Source organism: Nostoc sp. DedQUE04 (assembly GCF_034530995.1).
Taxonomy (GTDB): Bacteria; Cyanobacteriota; Cyanobacteriia; order Cyanobacteriales; family Nostocaceae; genus Nostoc.
In genome coordinates this window covers 1-18,841 of sequence record NZ_JAVRCA010000051.1, presented here as the reverse complement: position 1 = coordinate 18,841, position 18,841 = coordinate 1, and the positions used below count along the sequence as shown (strand labels likewise).

Genomic DNA, 18,841 nt, shown 5'->3' with positions numbered 1-18,841 from the left:
GTTCAGAGGTGGATGAATCCAGTTCCGAGGTGGATGAACGGAGTTCTGATATGGATGAATCCAGTTCCGAGGTGGATGAACGGAGTTCAGAGGTGGATGAATCCAGTTCAGAGGTGGATGAACGGAGTTCTGATATGGATGAACGAGATTCTAACTGCCCCCTGCCCCAATACAGTTCAGTTAATTAAGGTTTTTTCTCTCCCTCTGCTCCCCCTGCTCCCCCTGCCTCCCTGCCCCTCTACCCCCCTGCCCCCCTGCCCCTCATTTCCTCCATCTTGATTTTGAGGCTGGCTTTTTTACCCAGGATTCGCTAGACTCACAAGATTAAATTTGTAATTTAAAGACTATCAATTAGCAACCACCAGAAAACTAGGGTACAGATATGGGAAAGAAAATACAATTCATAGATAGACTGCGATTGGGTTTCGCGGTGTCAGTGGCAAAGAGTGTGACCTTTATAGTGCGATCGCTCCGTCTGGGTGCTGCTAGTGTATTACCAGGCTCGATTGCTCGTCGCATTGAACCCAGACTTTTACAATTATTGAGTCAGCAAGTTAAAAACGGAGTGATTTTAATTGCTGGTACTAACGGCAAAACCACTACAGCGCTGCTTTTATGCACAATCCTAGAACGCAAGGGTTTTCGTGTCACTCATAATTCTACAGGTGCAAATCTAGAAAATGGCCTGATGACAGCGCTGTTAGAAAGCACCAACTTACTAGGCACGCTAAATACTGATTACGCCATTTTAGAAGTTGACGAAAATATTGTACCGAAAGTATTAGCGCCACTCCAGCCGCGAATCATTCTCTGTTTAAACTTGTTCCGCGACCAACTCGATCGGTACGGCGAAGTAGATACAATTAGTAAGCGTTGGACAAAAGTTATTTCTACCCTACCAGCAGAAACAGTGGTAATTCCCAATGCTGATGACCCAACTTTATCTAACCTTGGTCAGCAGTTACCTCAACGGGTGTTATTCTTTGGCTTGAATGAACCAGAACATTATCTAGAAGCTATTCCTCACGCTGTTGATTCTATTTATTGTCCAAAATGTGGACATTCCCTAGATTACAAGGGTGTTTATTTGTCTCATTTGGGAGATTTTACTTGTCCCAAGTGTGGTTTTAGTAAAAGTAAACCGACTCTGGAAAGTAGTGAATGGTCGCAAATTCTGGTTGGTTTATACAACAAATATAATACTTTGGCGGCTGCAACTGCGGCTATTGAGTTGGGAGTTGATGAAGCAACAATCAGAGATACTATTAACAACTTCCAAGCTGCTTTTGGTCGGGCTGAAGATTTAGTAATTAACGGTAAACGAGTGCGAATATTGTTATCAAAAAATCCTGTGGGAACGAATGAAACCATTCGCGTAGTTACTCAAAGCACAGATAAAACCACACTGCTGGTATTGAACGATCGCACGCCCGATGGCACTGATGTATCCTGGATTTGGGACGTGGATACCGAGAAACTAGTCGAACGCGGCGGGACTTTAGTAGTAAGTGGCGATCGCGTCTACGATATGGCACTACGTCTACGTTACAGCCAAAAGCACCCTGAGACTAACTTAAATTTAATAGTCGAAGAAGATTTGCGACAAGCGATCGCTACTGCATTAGAGCATACACCAGAGAATGAAACTCTGCATATTTTACCTACCTACTCAGCCATGCTAGAAGTGCGAGAAGTTCTGACTGGTCGGAAAATTCTGTAAATTTGGTAGTGGGAATGAGAGAAATTTTTCCCATTACCCAGTTCCCAACACCTAATCCAATTACGAATTACGAATTACGAATTACGAATTATGAATGTGAGTTCTCAAAATTTGGAATTAACAATTGGTTGGCTTTATCCGACGCTGATGAGTACTTATGGCGATCGCGGTAATGTAATTACTATAGAACGTCGCGCCGAGTGGCGGGGATACGATGTTAAAGTGTTACCCCTGGATCAAAATTCCACAGCCGCAGATATTAAAACTGTAGATGTAATCGTGGGTGGTGGCGCACAAGATCGTCAGCAAGAAATAGTCATGCGTGATTTGCAGGGTGCGAAAGCTGATGCAATGCGCGAAAAAATTGAAAATGGTACACCAGGAGTATTTACTTGTGGTTCACCTCAATTACTGGGACATTATTATGAACCAGGCTTGGGACAACGGATTGATGGTTTGGGAATACTCGATTTAGTTTCTGTGCATCCTGGTGAAAATACTAAGCGCTGTATTGGTAACTTGGTAATTGAAGTGACAGCCTCACGTCTAGCACGAGATTTAAAAGAGATGACAGGTAGCACACCGTATTTGGTAGGCTTTGAAAATCACGGCGGACGCACCAAACTGGGAAAAGTGGAAGCTTTGGGGCGAGTGGTGTACGGTTTGGGAAATAATGGTGAAGATGGGACAGAAGGAGCATTTTATCAGAATGCGATCGCTACTTATTCTCACGGGCCATTGTTACCAAAAAATCCCTTCGTCGCCGATTGGTTAATTCAAACAGCGCTGCGGCTAAAGTATCAGCAGGAAATTACCTTAAAACCTTTTGACGATAGTCTCGCCATACAAGCACGAGAAGCGATGTTTAAGCGATTGAAAGTCAGTTTACCAAGTGCTGCGGCGGCGAAAGTTTAACCTCAGTTCGCTGATTAAGCCTCTCTCCGTGTCGGGGAGAGGTTTGGAGAGGGGTCAAATTTGACATCAAGCAAAAGGGCAAAGTATGACTCAAGCCTTAACCAAACAAGTAACATTTGATGAATTTATCGCCTGGTATCCCGAATCTTCAGACAGGCGTTATGAACTACATGATGGGATAATTGTTGAAATGCCTAAGCCAAGAGGGAAGCACTCAGAGATAGCTGGGTTTATAAATGGTTCTTTGTTTATTGAAATCGCCCGTTTGTCAATCCCTTGGTTTATCCCTAAAGAATGTGTCATCAAGTCACTTAATACTGATTCCGGTTATGAACCAGATGTCATTGTTCTTGATAGACAAGCTCTCAGCAATGAACCACGCTGGAAAAAAGAATCTATTATTACGCGGGGTAGTTCAGTCAAGTTAGTTGTAGAAGTTGTTTCAACCAACTGGAGCGATGATTATGCTTTGAAGCTAGAAGATTACGAGTCTTTGGGCATTCCTGAATATTGGATTGTAGATTATCTAGGTTTAGGTGGTAGGCGGTTTATTGGCAATCCTAAACAACCAACTATCTCGATTTACCAACTAATTGAAGGTGAGTATCAGGTTAGACAATTTAGGGGAAATGACCATATTCAGTCGCCAGCGTTCCCAGAGTTGAATTTAACTGCTGAACAGATTTTTCGGGCTGGAGAAGTCGCGTAAACAAGGGCTAAAAAAGTAAAAGAGTATCAAAGACTCATCGGCGAGTATCAAAGACTCGTCTGCGAGTATCAAAGACTCATCGGCGAGTATAAAAGACTCGTCCGCGAGTATCAAAGACTCATCGGCGAGTATCAAAGACTCATCGGCGAGTATAAAAGACTCGTCCGCGAGTATCAAAGACTCATTCACGAGTATCAAAGACTCATTAACGGAGTTCATAGCCCCATTAATGAGTATTAAAGACTCGTTTACAAGCTAATCTGAGCCATTGGTAATGATAAATTATTTTTAGATTCCGTAAAAATCATTAGCGCTCATGTAGTGTTACACAAGATAATAAATTGCTTTGATATCTTGTAGCATTCTCAATTAGTAGCCGCGATCGCCTAAAACTCGAAGTTCCAGGAACCAATAGCCAAAGCCACTCAAATGGACTAAAACCTGTGGTGGTTGTTGGGATTAGTGCAAAATATAAGTAGTTGCGAGATTGTCCAGCGAATCAGAAGCATTATATATAACTTTCGTTGACAGGTGAATCTCAGTATGGCTAACACGCCTCAACATTTCCTTGAAAAAATCCGAGAAGCAAAAGAGAGACGGCTAAAACAAGTAGATTTAACATTCCACAGTTTAACTGAAATTCCTGCTGGGGTGTTTGCATTGGAATGGTTGGAAGTTTTATATTTAGGTCACAACCAAATAACTACGATACCAGAATCCATCACCCGCCTGCAAAACTTAACTAGCGTGGATTTGAGCGGGAACGCATTGACGACAATACCAGAATCTATCACCCACCTGCAAAACCTAACTAGCTTAGATTTGAGCGGGAACGCATTGACGACGATACCAGAATCTATCACCCGCCTGCAAAACTTAACGCGGTTGGATTTAAGTGGCAACAAATTAACGAGGATACCAGAAGCTATCAACCACCTGCAAAACTTAACGCGGCTGTATTTAAGCGGAAACGGATTGACGATGATACCAGAATCTATCACCCGCCTGCAAAACTTAACTAGCTTGGATTTGAGCAGCAATAAATTAACGAGAATACCAGAAGCTATCATCCACCTGCAAAACTTAACGCGGCTGTATTTAAGCGGGAACGGATTGACGATGATACCAGAATCTATCATCCGCCTGCAAAACTTAACTAGCCTGGATTTGAGCGGCAACAAATTAACGAGAATACCAGAAGCTATCACCCACCTGCAACAGCTTATCTTTCTAAATTTAAAAAACAATCCTATCAAAGAGCCACCGCTAGAAGTTGTTGCAAAAGGTATTCAGGCGATTAAAGATTATTTCCGACAAGTGAAAACAGAAGGTACAGATTATCTATATGAGGCAAAATTACTGATTGTCGGCGAAGGTGGAGCAGGGAAAACAACACTGGCGAGAAAGATTGAAGATCCAAATTATCAACTCCGAGAGGAAGACTCTACCAAGGGAATTGAAGTTATCCAGTGGGGTTTTCCAATGGAAGATGGACGAGAATTTCGAGTCAACATTTGGGACTTTGGGGGGCAAGAGATTTACCATACCACTCACCAGTTTTTTCTCACCAAGCGTTCCCTCTACATTTTGGTAGCAGATACCCGCAATGAAGACACGGATTTTTATTACTGGCTAAATGTGGTGGAACTATTGAGCGATAACAGTCCGCTACTAATTCTTAAAAATGAGAAGCACGACCGCCGCCGAGAAATTAATGAACGTCAGCTACGCGGGCAATTTACCAATCTGAAAGAGGCTCTGGCAAGCAATCTCAAAACAAACCGAGGTTTAGAGGATATCCTGCGAAACATTAAACATTACATCACCTCTTTACCTCACATCGGTAGTCCACTTCCAAAAACCTGGGTTAGAGTTCGAGAAGTCTTAGAAAGCGATCTACAAAACCACATCAGCTTAAATCAATACCTGAACATTTGCCAAGAAAATGGGTTTACTCAAATAAAAGACAAGTTGCAGTTGAGTGGCTACCTACACGATTTGGGAGTATGTTTGCATTTCCAAGACGACCCACTTTTGAAAAATACCGTCATCCTTAAACCCAAGTGGGGCACTGATGCAGTTTATAAGGTACTGGATAATGAAACAGTGATTCGCAATCTTGGCAAGTTTACACTATCTGACTTGGCAAACATCTGGTGTGAAGACGAATACGTTACGATGCAGGATGAGCTTTTGCGGTTAATGATTAACTTCAAACTCTGCTACGAAATTCCTAGAAATCAGGGAACTTACATTGCGCCGCAATTATTATCTGCCAATCAACCCCGCTATGACTGGGATGAAATCAATAATCTGATTCTGCGTTACACTTACGAGTTCATGCCCAAGGGTATCATGACTCAGTTTATCGTCGTTATGCATGAATTGATTAATGAACAGCGATGTGTTTGGAAAAGCGGCGTTGTTCTCAGCAAAGATCAGACGAAAGCGGAGGTGATTGAACATTACGGCAAGCGGGAAATTAAAATTCGAGTTTCAGGTCGTCAAAAAAGAGATTTGATGACCATAATTACACATGAACTTGATAAAATTCATGATTCGTACCAGCGACTGAAGTACAACAAGTTAATCCCCTGTAATTGCCACACCTGCAAAGAGAGCCAAGACCCACATTTTTATAAGCTTGAAAATTTAAGAAATCGCTTTGCTAAACAAAAATACGATGTCGAATGTGATACTAGCTTTGAAAAAGTGAATGTTTTGAGTTTAATTGATGATGTGATAGATCGGGATAACGAACAGTTCAGGGTTGAAGGAAATCATCTTAAATTTTGGCAAATACCATCTATATATATCAACATAAATCAAGTTCAAGAACAACAAAATCAAATTCGTCAAAAGGAAAATAATTCAGTGTCAACAGTAAATCAATACGGCTTTGGGGATAACGTTGGTGGCGATAAAGTCATGGGTGATAAAATCGGCACTCAAATCTACAACTCGCAAAACTTGGCACAAGCTGCAAAAGATATTAAAGAACTTTTAGATCAACTGTCACAACAATATTCTAGTACTGCGGTAGTTGGCGTCAAAGCAGTAGAGGAAATAGAACAGAAGCCAAAATTGAAAGCTCGAATTATCAATGCCCTGAAAGAAGCAGGATCAGAAGCTCTGGAAAAAGCTGTTGATCATCCTGCTGTCAGCATTGTCATAGCAGCCACCAAGGGTTTCATAGATGCTTAAACAAAGAATCAGACTGAAAAGTAAAATTCACCGCCTAAATACCAGCTTGTTTTACTAGAAACTGGAATGATAAATTTATGTTTTCATTCTGACTCACAAGCGATCGCACCACCCCAACATCTTAATGTTCTTCACCTTTTTCCTGAAGGAGCCACCAGCACTAAAACCACATTTTATTGTTGTTGAAGTGCAAACTTTAGCTCTGTCAACTCTAATTCTCCTCCGTTCGTCATTAATACTAAATTAATGCCTAAAACACTTTTTCCTGTAGTTGTATAGTTAGTTGGAGGTATTTGATTAGTCAAATCAAAATTCATCGCACTTCTATACATCATTTGATATGGAGTTGGTTCATCGCCAAGTAAAAATGATGAGATAGCTATTTGTGCTGGTGCGTTCTTGACTACACCTTTTACAGCTAAAGGCACGAGTCTAAATTGCTTTTGAGTATTAGAAGTATTAATTCTAACGATACATCTAGCCCTTGGCGATTGTGCGTTTACAGTTATATTAGAGCCAAGTGTAAACTGATTTATTTGCGGATTGAAAGTTATATTACATCTCTTATTAACCAAAAAGTTTGGCTGGTTATCTATTGCAACAGCGGTGCTAGATGAATTGGCATTATAACAGAAAAAAAACAAGCACATTAATATGAAAAAATTACGTGCATCACTTAATCTCAACATAACTTCCTCTCCGTCAACAGAAATTTGTAATCTTAAAGAAGAATACATTCGGTAGATTCAATGAGTGGGGGATTTAGACCCATCACTCATTGAAGACCACCAAATTCCAAATTTAGTGCGGTGTATCACCATCCATGCGCAGAATCGCTAAAAGCCAGGACTAACAACGTTTTAGGTCAAAATAAAGCCTTACATCCCCAGCATTGAGATCGGCTGTATCAACGAAAATAGAACTTCCTCGTGAGGATTGTGCAATCATATTAATACCTAATAGTCCTTGCCCACCACCACTACATAAACCTGTAGCAGCTAGAACAGTAATCTCATCTTGCTCCGCAAATGCCTTACTAGATGTAAACTTGCTAGTTTTAGGAGGAGCTACGGCTTGACCGAGAGCACCACCACTAAAGCTATAAGTTCTGTTTAAGCTGGTACCTTTACTCTTGCTATCAATATCAGTAGTTCCTTGGTACAGTACTTGTACATCTTGGACGATGAAACCACTTGGAATAAAAGTTTGAACGCGTAAAATACACTTTTGACGTTGACCATTGAATGCACTAAAGTTATCCAAGACGATCGATAAGCTTCTACCATCATCTCCAGGAAGCTGATCGGCAACACTACATCCACCAGAACCGAGTGCATCTCCAAAAGTAATACTCGGCTCATCAGCCAAAGCCTTGTTCGCGATCGCGTTGATTCCAAGAATTGTAGTTAGAGACAGTAATAGACCAAATTGTTTAAAATTCATATTGATTCTACCTATGTTGTTAAAGTTGTTTTTTCATGGAAAATGCAGTCAAAATGCATCTCCCCCAACTATTTAACTAGTGCAGGATAAATCTCTAGAAGGTTTACTTTATTTAGAAACTAAATCGTTTTTAACTGTGGCAAGAATTAACTTAGTGTAGGTATAGCATCACCTACATAGGACTCACCTGTAATAGCCTAAAGTCTTGAGATTAAAAAATGGCACTTTCTCTGTAAAATCCATGAGAGAACTCTCCTATAGATGCAAAAGTAGAATTAAGCTTCAATACCTTCGCTAAGAAAAGAGGCAGTCTAGCTTTTGCCGAAATACCCCAACACAAGAAGGTGTAAACTCTCAAGCTAATTCATGCAATAGTTAAGTGTCTCTATCCTGAATTTACAAAAAGAATATGAGGAACTTGTGAGGGAATACGGTGCTTATTAAAACTTAAATCTTGCCAGTATTCAGATTGGAATTTACTGGAATATCAATAAAAATAATCTTAAAACTACAGAGATGTATATGTCGTTTGTCCTTATATTAGATATCTGATGAAAGAGAATGTGAAGAACTTGTGAGGAAATACTGACAAAACTCGTAAAATTGATCGTCGGTCATGGCGATCGCAGGTTGCAATTGCAAAACCATTGGTATAATTTCTGTGACTACAGGTAAGTTGGTGGTTATAATGGCTTTGTGGCTACTTCACCTGCTTTAACTATAATCTTTTCACAATCTACGGTGAAATGAGGGTTAACTCATAAAGATTGGAATTATTAACCAACAGCAAACTCGGTAAATTGTCGTTTAAAGGGGGAATGAAAAGCCAAAACTATGTCTTTTTTAGGTATACCTCGACTAATAAGGTCATTGGTGATACCTCCTTCAGTACCATCGTGTTGAATCCAAATTTTTTCGTTTTTAATATCTAGATGCAAAACACAGCCATATACACGGCGCTTATTTGACCACCCTGCATGAACAAGTTGATATCGATGCCTACGGCGGGGCAAAGCCCAACGCGTTCTCTATCAAAAATAACTTCTGCTTCGACTTCTTCGTTGCTGGCTTTGATTTCACTGTAAGCTAGCAACAGTTCTTGAATAAGTTGACGGTACTCTTCTACTTTTGCCATTTCACGATCGCCTCCTCTTCTGGATCGAAAACAATCAGCCGAACTTGATAACGTTGGATTAATAAGCGTGGCAGTTCTAAGGTAAAAAAAGAACGATAGGTGTCTAAAGGAACTGCTAAATATAAAAGTCTCTCAGGTTGTTCTTCTTCAAGTGCTAATTGATATTTGAGATACTGTCCTAAAGCAGTACTAAATTCAGTTGTAGTAGATGGAGCAACAAAGCTTTTAACTTCAACCGCAATTTTTTCTTGATTTCGTTCAGCTGCTAAAACTTTCTCTGCACCAAGGCCGATGTACATATCCAAACCACCAAAACGGAGGAAAAGCGGGTCATTAGTGATGAGCCAACCCTCTTTCTCCAAAGCGCGTCTTACTGCATCATGGAATATGTCTTTCGCTGCCATAGATTCCTTACATTTGTATTTCTTCCTTACCAAATATGACTTAAATCCAAAACAAACCCAGCTAGCAAAAATTCACCATTAAGCGTTTTTGGATTATCTAATTGTTCAACCGCAATATTAGGACGATAAATAAAAACTCGGCGTTGTTTTCTATCAATTAACCAACCAAGTTGAGTGCTATTATCAATATACTCTTGCATCTTGTCTTGCAAAATTCGCAAATTATCAGTTTCAGAACGCAATTCAATTACAAAATCAGGACAAATCGGTGCAAATTTTTTTCGCAGTTCTGGTGGTATCGCTTCCCAGCGATCGCGTTTTATCCATGCTGCATCGGGCGATGTCTACGACGGGCTACGCCTACGGACTGCACCATTAGACAAAGTAAACCCACCACTGGAACCAAATCCTACACCTGTACCATCTTGCTTTGTCCAAATACCCAACTGAACAATAATATCAAAGTTATGTTGCTCGGTTTCGGAACCAGTAGGGGGCATAATCACTAATTCTCCAGCAGCATTACGTTCAATGCGAAAGTCGCGGTTTAGCTGACAAAATTCATAAAACTGGTCGTCAGTTAATGCGATCGCAGGTTGCAATTGCAAGACCATTGGTATAATTTCTATGGCTATAGGTAAGTTAATGGTCATAATTAATATTTTGGGGCTTCACCTGTATTTAGGATATATCTTGGCAAAATTTTAGGGGTGGTTACAAAACCACCCCTTCAAATTTAGAATTTACTTGCAGACCCCTTAATGGGAAATTAATTTACTCAGAAATATTAATCGAACTTTCAACTTGAGAAGTAGCCAATGTTGGTGCGGAGAAAATACGTGAGTACAGACTTGCTGGTTGTTGATGAGCAACAACTGGTAGAACTTGACGAGCATGGGCGACTAATTCTACTGCTTTCACATCATAAGTCTGCGTTGCTAATTTGGGATAAAACCCGATTCCGATGATTGGCAGTAGCAAACAAGCGGTAATAAATATTTCGCGGGGTTTGACATCAGAGATTACAGCATCCAAGTGCAACTCTTTATTTTGCTCCCCGTAGAACACTTGACGCAGCATTGACAGTAAATAAATCGGTGTCAAAATCACGCCAACTGCTGACAGCAGCACGACTACAATTTTGAAGCTGGAACTGTAAACATCACTGCTGGCGATACCCAGAAACACCATCAACTCACCCACAAAACCACTCATTCCGGGTAAAGCCAGAGAAGCCATTGAACCAATGGTAAACAGAGCAAAGGTTTTGGGCATTACCTTAGCCATACCGCCCATTTTATCCATCATCAAGGTGTGGGTGCGATCGTAAGTCACGCCAGACAGGAAGAACAAGCTAGCAGCAATCAAGCCGTGAGAAACCATCTGTAATACTGCACCGCTGATACCAAGCTCTGTGTAAGAGGCAATCCCAATCAGCACAAACCCCATGTGGGCAATTGAAGAGTAAGCCAAGCGGCGTTTGAGATTGGTTTGAGCAAAGGCACAGCAAGCACCGTAGACAATGTTAACCACACCCAAAACTGCTAACACTGGGGCAAAAGTCACATGGGCATTGGGCAACATTTCCACATTGAAGCGGATGAGAGCATAACCACCCATTTTTAACAACACACCAGCCAAAATCATTGAACCGGGTGCTGATGCTTCACCGTGGGCATCAGGTAGCCAAGTGTGTAAAGGGAAAATCGGCATTTTCACACCGAAGGCAATTAAGAAACCTGCATAAACCAACAATTCCAAGGTTTTGGGGTATTCTTTCATTCCTAGAGTCGCCATATCGAAAGTGACGGTATCTCCAGAGAATGCCATTGCAAAACCGGCAATCAAGATAAATATTGATGCAGCAGCGGTGTAAAGAATAAATTTGGTAGCGGCATAACGGCGGTTTTGTCCTCCCCAAATGGAAATTAGCAGGTAAACTGGCACTAACTCGATTTCCCACATCAGGAAGAACAACAGCAAATCTTGGGCAACAAATACCCCAAGCTGGGCGCTGTACATTGCTAACATCAAACCATAAAATAATCGCGGCTTGGTGTTAACTTTCCAAGCCGCGAATATTGCGAGGGTATTGATTAAGCCTGTCAGAAGCAGTAAGGGCATCGATAAACCATCAACCCCCACAGCCCAATGCAAACCTAACTGCGGTATCCAAGGATAGTTTTCTATAAGTTGGAGTCTTGAACTCTGGAAGTCGTACTCATACCAAAAGGCATAAATCATCAGTGCAAAGTCGGCGATCGCAACTCCCAGACCATACCACCGCACAGTTCTACCTTCCTTGTCTGGGATTAGGGGGATGGCTAAGGTAGCCACCAAGGGTAAGAGGATTATGGCTGTTAGCCAGGGAAATTCAATAGCATTCATTACTTCTGACAATCAATTTGCCTTATCACTTTTGATTTAATTATATTAAGTAATCAATATTTTTGTAAACATTCTTTAACCTAGAAGATGAAATTTTTGACAAAGATAAGAACATATACTCATTGAATGTCAAATTTTCAGGAAAAATAAGAATAAATACTTATCGGGTTTTGACGATTCCATTCTAAATGTAAACTTTTGCAACGTCAACAAAAAACGGTAGCTAAAGCTACCGTTACAATACAGTTACATTTTCTGGTTCAGCCCAATTGTCAGGACTATTTACTCTACGCTTCTAAGTTGAGTCATAAACCTAACCCTCTGTATTGGGTTAAGTGCAACGCCAATTTAAGGTTTAGCTATGTACTGAGATACTTTAATGTGCTAGCTATGAGAGCAAAATACCCTTTTAAAACATCCTCTAACAGCTAAAAAGTCACCACACTACGAATTGATTCACCTTTGTGCATCAATTCAAAAGCATCATTAATTTGCTCAATGGGCATCACATGGGTAATTAAATCATCAATATTTATCTTACCTTCCATATACCAATCAACAATTTTTGGCACATCTGTACGTCCTCTAGCGCCACCAAATGCTGAACCTTTCCAAACGCGCCCAGTTACTAATTGAAAAGGACGAGTACTGATTTCCTGTCCAGCACCAGCAACACCAATAATCACGCTGACGCCCCAACCTTTGTGGCAGCATTCTAATGCTTGACGCATAATTTTGACATTACCAATACATTCAAAGCTGTAATCAGCACCGCCTTTTGTTAAATCAACCAGATAGGGAACTAAATCACCTTCTACTTCCTGGGGATTAACAAAGTGCGTCATGCCAAACTTTTCCGCCAAGGCGCGTTTGTTGGGATTAATATCTACCCCGACAATCATATTTGCCCCTACCATCCGCGCCCCTTGGATGACATTTAAGCCAATACCACCCAAACCAAAAACCACAACATTTGCTCCAGGTTCCACCTTGGCAGTATTGATGACTGCACCAATACCAGTAGTCACACCGCAGCCAATGTAACAAACCTTATCAAAGGGAGCATCTTCCCGAATTTTTGCTAAGGCGATTTCTGGCAGCACCGTATAGTTAGCAAAAGTGGATGTACCCATATAATGATGAATCATCTGCCCATCAATACTAAAGCGACTGGTGCCATCGGGCATCACACCGCGTCCTTGAGTTAGGCGAATGGCTTGACAGAGATTAGTTTTGAAACTCAGACAATATTCGCATTGGCGACATTCGGGAGTGTAGAGGGGAATCACGCGATCGCCTGGTTTGAGACTGGTGACACCAGCGCCTACTTCCACTACCACACCAGCACCTTCATGTCCCAAAATAGCCGGAAACAAACCTTCGGGATCGTCACCAGATAAGGTAAAAGCGTCGGTGTGGCAAATCCCACTTGCTTTCACTTCAACTAAAACTTCGCCGGCTTGTGGCCCTGATAGTTGAACGGTTTCAATCGTCAACGGCTTACCTGCACTGTAAGCTACTGCTGCTTTAACTTCCAATGTCAGCGCTCCTGTATAGTTTTGTCATTTGTCATTTGTCATTTGTCTTCTTCCCCTGCTTCCCCTGCCTCCCCTACTCCCCCTGTACCCTGTAACCTGTACCCTGCAACCTGTACTCTATTCTCTTCTTTACTCCCCAGTTTGCTCACAGGCATTGAACGCATGATAGACTTTTGTATTACTTCATCAGTATCTACTAAGCACGATCGCGGCTATAACGATAAATATTATTACCTTTGTTAAAATGTCATTCTCTCGCTAGATTGGTTAAAGGCGGCAACAGCTGTTTTGGCAACGATGTAAACTGGATGTCAGCAGCAAACCCCAAATAATTTGTCCACCCCTAAATTAATATATTTTGTCACAGCTTATGAACCCTGCCCTAACTCAAATTGGCGCTCAAATGTCCAACCTGACTGGCGTCAGAGCAATCATGAAGGATATTATCGAAACATTACGAGCGGGTGCAGGGCAGCAGTTTATTAATTTGAGTGCTGGTAATCCGTTGATTTTGCCAGAGGTAGAGCAATTATGGCGGGATTGCACTGCACAGCTTTTGGCTAGTCCAGAATATGGTGAGGTAGTTTGCCGCTACGGTTCAAGTCAAGGGTATGCACCATTCGTTGAAGCGATCGCCAACGATTTTAACAAACGCTACGGGTTAAAATTAACCGATCGCAATATCCTCATCACCCCCGGTAGTCAAACCCTCTACTTCTACGCTGCCAATACCTTCGGTGGCTACACCCCTAGCGGCGAGTTAAAACAAATCGTTTTACCCCTCAGCCCTGATTACACAGGTTACGGCGGTATCTGCTTAGTTCCAAAAGCCTTAACTGCCTACAAACCAACTCTCGATATTGATGCGGCTGCTCACCGATTTAAATATCGCCCCGACTTCAGCCAACTTACGATTACAGAAAATACGGGTTGTGTTCTCTTCTCTCGCCCCTGTAATCCCACTGGTAACGTCCTCACGGATGATGAGGTGAAAAAGATTGCCGCCCTAGCTGCGCCTTACAATCTACCCGTGTTAATTGACTCAGCTTATGCGCCTCCCTTCCCAGCATTAAACTTTACCGAAATGACACCAGTGTTCGGTGATAACATCCTCCACTGCATGAGTTTATCGAAAGCCGGATTACCAGGAGAAAGAATTGGTATAGCTATTGGGGATGAAAAGTGGATTGAAGTACTGGAGTGTTTCCAAGCAAACATGAGTCTCCATTCTTCACGTTACGGCCAAGCGATCGCAGCTTATGCAATCAATTCTGGTGCTCTAGTGGAAATTTCTCACACTGTCATTCGTCCCTTTTACCAAAATAAATTTACCGTTTTAGAAACCAGCTTAGAACAAGCGATGCCCAAGGATTTACCTTGGTATCTCCATCGCGGTGAAGGAGCAATTTTTGCTTGGTTGTGGTTACAGGATTTACCCATGAGTGATTGGGAATTTTACCAGCTAGTTAAGCAAGTAGGTGTGATTATTGTCCCTGGAAGTACCTTCTTCCCCGGTTTAGACCAAGAGTGGGCGCACAAGCACCAATGTTTCCGCATCAGCCTTACAGGTACAGATGAAGAGATAGCCACTGCTATGCAACGTTTAGCAAAAGCGGCCGAAGAAGCTTATCAGCGTGCGGCTGTGACTGCCTGATTAGAGAAAGTTAGGAGTTAGGAGTTAAGAGTTAGGAGTTAGGAGTTATAAGAATTTTTTCTCCAATGCCCAATGACAAATGACAAATGACAACTGACAAATGACAAATGACAAATTAGATAATTGGTTAGAAATTGGTAAGATTGTTGCCCCTCAAGGATTGTCTGGAGAATTACGGGTTTATCCTGTATCAGACTTTCCCGAAAGATTTGAAGTACCGGGAAAACGTTGGTTGTTGTGTTCAGATGACACAGAACCGCAGCCAATCGAATTATTGACAGGACGTTACATCAGTAATAAAAATTTGTATGTAATCAAATTAGCTGGCGTGGAAAATTGCGATCGCGCCGAGGCGTTACGCGGTTGTAAGTTAATGGTGCCAGCAAGCGATCGCCCCCAATTAGGCGAAGATGAATATCATGTCCTCGATTTGATTGGCTTAGAAGTCTTTATGCAAGCATCTGGCGAACTCGTAGGTACGGTGGTAGACATTATCCCTGCCGGCAATGATTTGCTAGAAGTAAAATTACACCCATCTTTTACCACTGACAAAGGACAAATGACAAATGACAAAGGACAAATGACAAATGACAAAAGGCAAAAGACTGTTTTGATTCCATTTGTAGAAGCGATCGCACCAGTGGTAGACTTGCCATCTGGTCGTATTGAAATTACGCCACCGCCTGGATTATTGGAGATTAATAATTAGGTTATTCCTCGATCTATCTCTAGCTAATTATGCTGTACTGGATAGTCATAAAGGCTGAAAAATTCATCATCGGTTAGATGGCCATCATCTTGAAAATAAGTAAGATTACATACTGGTGAATCCGTCAAAATCCTTTTGTAATGGAGTGTCGAAATGACATTAGCCAGTCCTCCACAAACAAAGCCTTTAACTGATGAAGAATTGCGGAAGATAAACGCCTACTGGCGTGCAGCTAACTATCTTTCGGTTGGGCAAATATATCTACTGGACAATCCGCTACTGAGAGAACCCCTAAAGCTGGAACACGTCAAACCCAGGCTCTTGGGCCATTGGGGAACAACGCCAGGGTTGAACTTTATCTATGCTCACCTGAATCGGGCGATCAAAAAATATGACCTCAACACAATATATATTGCTGGCCCCGGTCATGGAGGGCCTGGACTGGTAGCCAACACTTATCTAGAAGGAACTTACACTAAGTATTACCACAACATCTCCCAGGATGCTGAAGGAATCCAGAAACTCTTCAAACAATTCTCTTTCCCTGGTGGTATTCCCAGCCACGTTGCACCGGAAACTCCTGGTTCGATCCACGAAGGCGGGGAATTAGGTTATGCCCTCGTCCACGCTTTTGGTGCTGCCTTTGATAACCCTGATTTAATTGTTGCTGCTGTTGTCGGAGATGGCGAAGCCGAAACAGGTGCTTTAGCAACTAGCTGGCATTCCAACAAGTTTCTTAACCCCGTACATGATGGGGCTGTACTGCCGATCCTGCACTTGAATGGATATAAAATTGCTAACCCAACAGTATTGGCACGGATTAGCCGTGAGGAATTAGAAAGCTTGTTTGTCGGCTACGGTTACAAGCCCTACTTTGTCGAAGGTGACGATCCCGCAGATGTCCACCAGCAAATGGCGGCGACTCTAGATATAGCGATCGCCGAAATTCAAAGCATTCAAAGAGAAGCCCGCGTACATGGTTACACTGAACGTCCTCAGTGGCCGATGATTGTCATGAAAACCCCCAAAGGTTGGACAGGGCCAAAGGAAGTAGATGGTAAAAAAACAGAAGGTTCTTGGCGATCGCACCAAGTCCCCTTTGGCAACATCGCCAAACAGCCAGAACACCTGAAACTCCTAGAAGATTGGATGAAGAGTTACAAACCAGAAGAACTCTTCGACGCTAACGGCACACTAATTCCCGAACTAGCAGAACTGGCTCCCAAGGGGCATCGACGCATGGGTGACAATCCCCACGCTAACGGCGGTATTTTGCTGTGCGACCTGAAGATGCCCGACTTTCAAAAGTATGCCGTAGATGTTCTCAAACCAGGGCAAGCGATCGCTGAAGCTACCCAAGTTGCCGGAAAATTTCTCCGGGATATCATGCAACTTAACCAAGAAAGCCGCAACTTCCGCATCGTCGGCCCCGATGAAACGGTATCGAATCGCTTAGGCGCTGTGCTAGAAGTTACAGACCGGGATTGGGCAGCCCAGATCCTCCCCGAAGATGACCACCTTTCCCCCGATGGTCGGGTGATGGAAATTCTCAGCGAAACTAATTGTCAAGGATGGTTAGAAGGCTACCTCCTCACAGGACGCCACGGGTTTTTCTCTTGCTACGAGGCATTTATCCACATCATTGACTCGATGTTCAACCAGCACGCCAAATGGTTGAAAACGACTAGACATATTCCCTGGCGTAGACCGATTGCTTCCCTCAATTACCTACTCACTTCTCACGTTTGGCGACAAGACCATAACGGTTTCTCCCACCAAGACCCCGGTTTTATTGACCATGTAATCAACAAAAAAGCAGAGATCGTTCGGGTGTATTTGCCCCCCGATGCCAACACTTTGCTATCAGTAACCGATCACTGCCTGAGAAGCCGTAACTATGTCAACGTTATCGTTGCTGGAAAGCAACCAGCATTGCAATACCTAAATATGGATGCTGCTATCAAGCACTGCACCAAAGGCATCGGTATTTGGGAATGGGCAAGCAACGACCAAGACGGCGATCCAGATGTAGTAATGGCTTGTGCTGGGGATATTCCCACCTTAGAAACCTTGGCGGCTGTGGATATTCTGCGCCAGCACTTCCCTGACTTAAAGGTGCGAGTGGTGAACGTAGTCGATTTAATGACACTACAGCCAAAAAGCGAACATCCCCACGGTTTGAGCGCAAAAGACTTTGACACGATTTTCACCACCGATAAACATATTATCTTTGCCTTTCATGGCTATCCTTGGTTGATTCATCGCTTAACCTATCGTCATACTAACCACGAGCAGATGCATGTGCGCGGCTACAAGGAAGAGGGAACTACCACCACCCCCTTTGATATGGTTGTTCTTAACGAACTCGATCGCTTCCATTTAGTGATGGACGTAATTGAGCGCGTACCAAAATTGGGATATAGGGCAGCTTATGTCAAGCAATATTTGCAAGATAAGCTGATCGAACATAAGCAATACATCCAGAAGTACGGCGATGATATGCCGGAAATTCGGGACTGGAAGTGGCCTTATTAATAGGAGGACTTACGCAAACAATAACCGAAATCTTGATTTTCAGGTAGGGGCAATTCATGAATTACCCCTATAATGTGCAGTTTTGCGTAAGTTCTAAATAGGAAATAAATAGACCTCTTGCAAAAATCCTTGAATCACCCCTCTCCTTGTGAAGCGACAAGCCTTTCTTTAACGTGAGTTCGACGAGTGCTATTTTGACCTCTTCCCCAGCCCCTCTCCTACCAGGAGAGGGGAGCAAAAACTTTTCTTTTCTCGCGTTCTACTCCCTCTCCTTACCCAGACGCTACGCGTTCGCTTTTTAGGAAAGGGAGGCTGTCCGGGAGAGGTCTGTCGAACTCACGTTATATATTAAATTCAAACAGTCGTTGATTGAATTCGGGCGATCGTTTATTGAATTCGGGCGATCGTTTATTGAATTCGGGCGATCGTTTGTTGAATTCGGGCGATCGTTTGTTGAATTCGGGCGATCGTTTGTTGAATTCGGGCG

Annotated in this window: 15 protein-coding genes and 1 pseudogene; 8 read left to right on the top strand and 8 right to left on the bottom strand. The window is 42.5% G+C overall.

The window, feature by feature from the left end; genetic code table 11:
- The 5 genes from RM049_RS27625 to RM049_RS27605 form a co-directional block, all read left to right on the top strand.
- On the top strand, positions 1-188 hold a 188-nt coding region (locus RM049_RS27625; RefSeq protein ID WP_322706443.1), incomplete at its 5' end, for a hypothetical protein.
- A gap of 194 nt (positions 189-382) precedes the next feature.
- Positions 383-1,720, top strand: a complete 1,338-nt coding sequence (locus RM049_RS27620; protein ID WP_322706442.1) for a Mur ligase family protein — start codon at positions 383-385, stop codon at positions 1,718-1,720.
- Between the two features lie 96 nt (positions 1,721-1,816).
- Entirely contained in the window at positions 1,817-2,635 is an 819-nt protein-coding gene (locus RM049_RS27615) for a type 1 glutamine amidotransferase (RefSeq protein ID WP_322706457.1), read from the top strand.
- A gap of 85 nt (positions 2,636-2,720) precedes the next feature.
- Positions 2,721-3,344, top strand: a complete 624-nt coding sequence (locus RM049_RS27610; protein ID WP_322684604.1) for a Uma2 family endonuclease — start codon at positions 2,721-2,723, stop codon at positions 3,342-3,344.
- Between the two features lie 543 nt (positions 3,345-3,887).
- Positions 3,888-6,548 (top strand): COR domain-containing protein, encoded by a 2,661-nt coding sequence (locus tag RM049_RS27605; RefSeq protein WP_322706441.1) that lies wholly within the window; start codon positions 3,888-3,890, stop codon positions 6,546-6,548.
- Positions 6,549-6,721: 173 nt separating this feature from the next.
- On the opposite strand, the gene RM049_RS27600 is transcribed toward RM049_RS27605, so the two are convergent.
- The 8 genes and pseudogenes from RM049_RS27600 to RM049_RS27570 all read right to left on the bottom strand — a co-directional run bounded on the left by RM049_RS27600 (position 6,722) and on the right by RM049_RS27570 (position 13,456).
- Positions 6,722-7,285: a hypothetical protein gene (locus tag RM049_RS27600; RefSeq protein WP_322706440.1), complete on the bottom strand. Its 564-nt coding sequence runs from the start codon at positions 7,283-7,285 to the stop codon at positions 6,722-6,724.
- A 112-nt stretch (positions 7,286-7,397) separates the two neighbouring features.
- Positions 7,398-7,991: a DUF4360 domain-containing protein gene (locus RM049_RS27595; protein WP_322706439.1), complete on the bottom strand. Its 594-nt coding sequence runs from the start codon at positions 7,989-7,991 to the stop codon at positions 7,398-7,400.
- 776 nt (positions 7,992-8,767) lie between these two features.
- Positions 8,768-9,004: a XisI protein gene (locus RM049_RS27590; protein ID WP_416212669.1), complete on the bottom strand. Its 237-nt coding sequence runs from the start codon at positions 9,002-9,004 to the stop codon at positions 8,768-8,770.
- Entirely contained in the window at positions 8,920-9,126 is a 207-nt protein-coding gene (locus RM049_RS39420; protein ID WP_416212668.1) for an element excision factor XisI family protein, read from the bottom strand. Before RM049_RS39420 ends, RM049_RS27590 begins: the two co-directional genes overlap by 85 nt.
- Positions 9,114-9,530 carry a XisH family protein gene (locus RM049_RS27585; protein ID WP_322706438.1) on the bottom strand — a complete coding sequence of 139 codons (417 nt, stop codon included), beginning with the start codon at positions 9,528-9,530 and terminating at the stop codon, positions 9,114-9,116. The genes RM049_RS39420 and RM049_RS27585 overlap by 13 nt, the downstream gene beginning before the upstream one ends.
- A gap of 26 nt (positions 9,531-9,556) precedes the next feature.
- A pseudogene (locus RM049_RS27580) lies at positions 9,557-10,183 on the bottom strand (Uma2 family endonuclease).
- A gap of 121 nt (positions 10,184-10,304) precedes the next feature.
- A complete protein-coding gene (locus RM049_RS27575) occupies positions 10,305-11,918 on the bottom strand; it encodes an NAD(P)H-quinone oxidoreductase subunit 4 (RefSeq protein WP_322706437.1) in 1,614 nt (537 codons plus the stop codon).
- Between the two features lie 428 nt (positions 11,919-12,346).
- Positions 12,347-13,456, bottom strand: a complete 1,110-nt coding sequence (locus RM049_RS27570; protein WP_322706436.1) for an S-(hydroxymethyl)glutathione dehydrogenase/class III alcohol dehydrogenase — start codon at positions 13,454-13,456, stop codon at positions 12,347-12,349.
- A gap of 370 nt (positions 13,457-13,826) precedes the next feature.
- Between RM049_RS27570 and RM049_RS27565 the strand changes: the two genes are divergently transcribed.
- From RM049_RS27565 to RM049_RS27555, 3 genes are all read left to right on the top strand, one after another.
- Positions 13,827-15,110, top strand: a complete 1,284-nt coding sequence (locus RM049_RS27565; protein ID WP_322706435.1) for a valine--pyruvate transaminase — start codon at positions 13,827-13,829, stop codon at positions 15,108-15,110.
- A gap of 100 nt (positions 15,111-15,210) precedes the next feature.
- A complete protein-coding gene (gene rimM / locus RM049_RS27560; RefSeq protein ID WP_322706434.1) occupies positions 15,211-15,819 on the top strand; it encodes a ribosome maturation factor RimM in 609 nt (202 codons plus the stop codon).
- Between the two features lie 153 nt (positions 15,820-15,972).
- Positions 15,973-18,354: a phosphoketolase family protein gene (locus RM049_RS27555; RefSeq protein WP_322706433.1), complete on the top strand. Its 2,382-nt coding sequence runs from the start codon at positions 15,973-15,975 to the stop codon at positions 18,352-18,354.
- The last annotated feature ends 487 nt before the right edge of the window (positions 18,355-18,841 follow it).

Bases quoted from the DNA above. Each gene is read 5' to 3' on its own strand.
- RM049_RS27565 (WP_322706435.1), top strand. From the start codon at position 13,827: ATGAACCCTGCCCTAACTCAAATTGGCGCTCAAATGTCCAACCTGACT.
- rimM (WP_322706434.1), top strand. From the start codon at position 15,211: ATGACAAATGACAAATTAGATAATTGGTTAGAAATTGGTAAGATTGTT.
- RM049_RS27610 (WP_322684604.1), top strand. From the start codon at position 2,721: ATGACTCAAGCCTTAACCAAACAAGTAACATTTGATGAATTTATCGCC.
- RM049_RS27555 (WP_322706433.1), top strand. From the start codon at position 15,973: ATGACATTAGCCAGTCCTCCACAAACAAAGCCTTTAACTGATGAAGAA.
- RM049_RS27595 (WP_322706439.1), bottom strand. From the start codon at position 7,991: ATGAATTTTAAACAATTTGGTCTATTACTGTCTCTAACTACAATTCTT.
- RM049_RS27605 (WP_322706441.1), top strand. From the start codon at position 3,888: ATGGCTAACACGCCTCAACATTTCCTTGAAAAAATCCGAGAAGCAAAA.
- RM049_RS39420 (WP_416212668.1), bottom strand. From the start codon at position 9,126: ATGGCAAAAGTAGAAGAGTACCGTCAACTTATTCAAGAACTGTTGCTA.
- RM049_RS27600 (WP_322706440.1), bottom strand. From the start codon at position 7,285: ATGTATTCTTCTTTAAGATTACAAATTTCTGTTGACGGAGAGGAAGTT.
- RM049_RS27620 (WP_322706442.1), top strand. From the start codon at position 383: ATGGGAAAGAAAATACAATTCATAGATAGACTGCGATTGGGTTTCGCG.
- RM049_RS27575 (WP_322706437.1), bottom strand. From the start codon at position 11,918: ATGAATGCTATTGAATTTCCCTGGCTAACAGCCATAATCCTCTTACCC.
- RM049_RS27585 (WP_322706438.1), bottom strand. From the start codon at position 9,530: ATGGCAGCGAAAGACATATTCCATGATGCAGTAAGACGCGCTTTGGAG.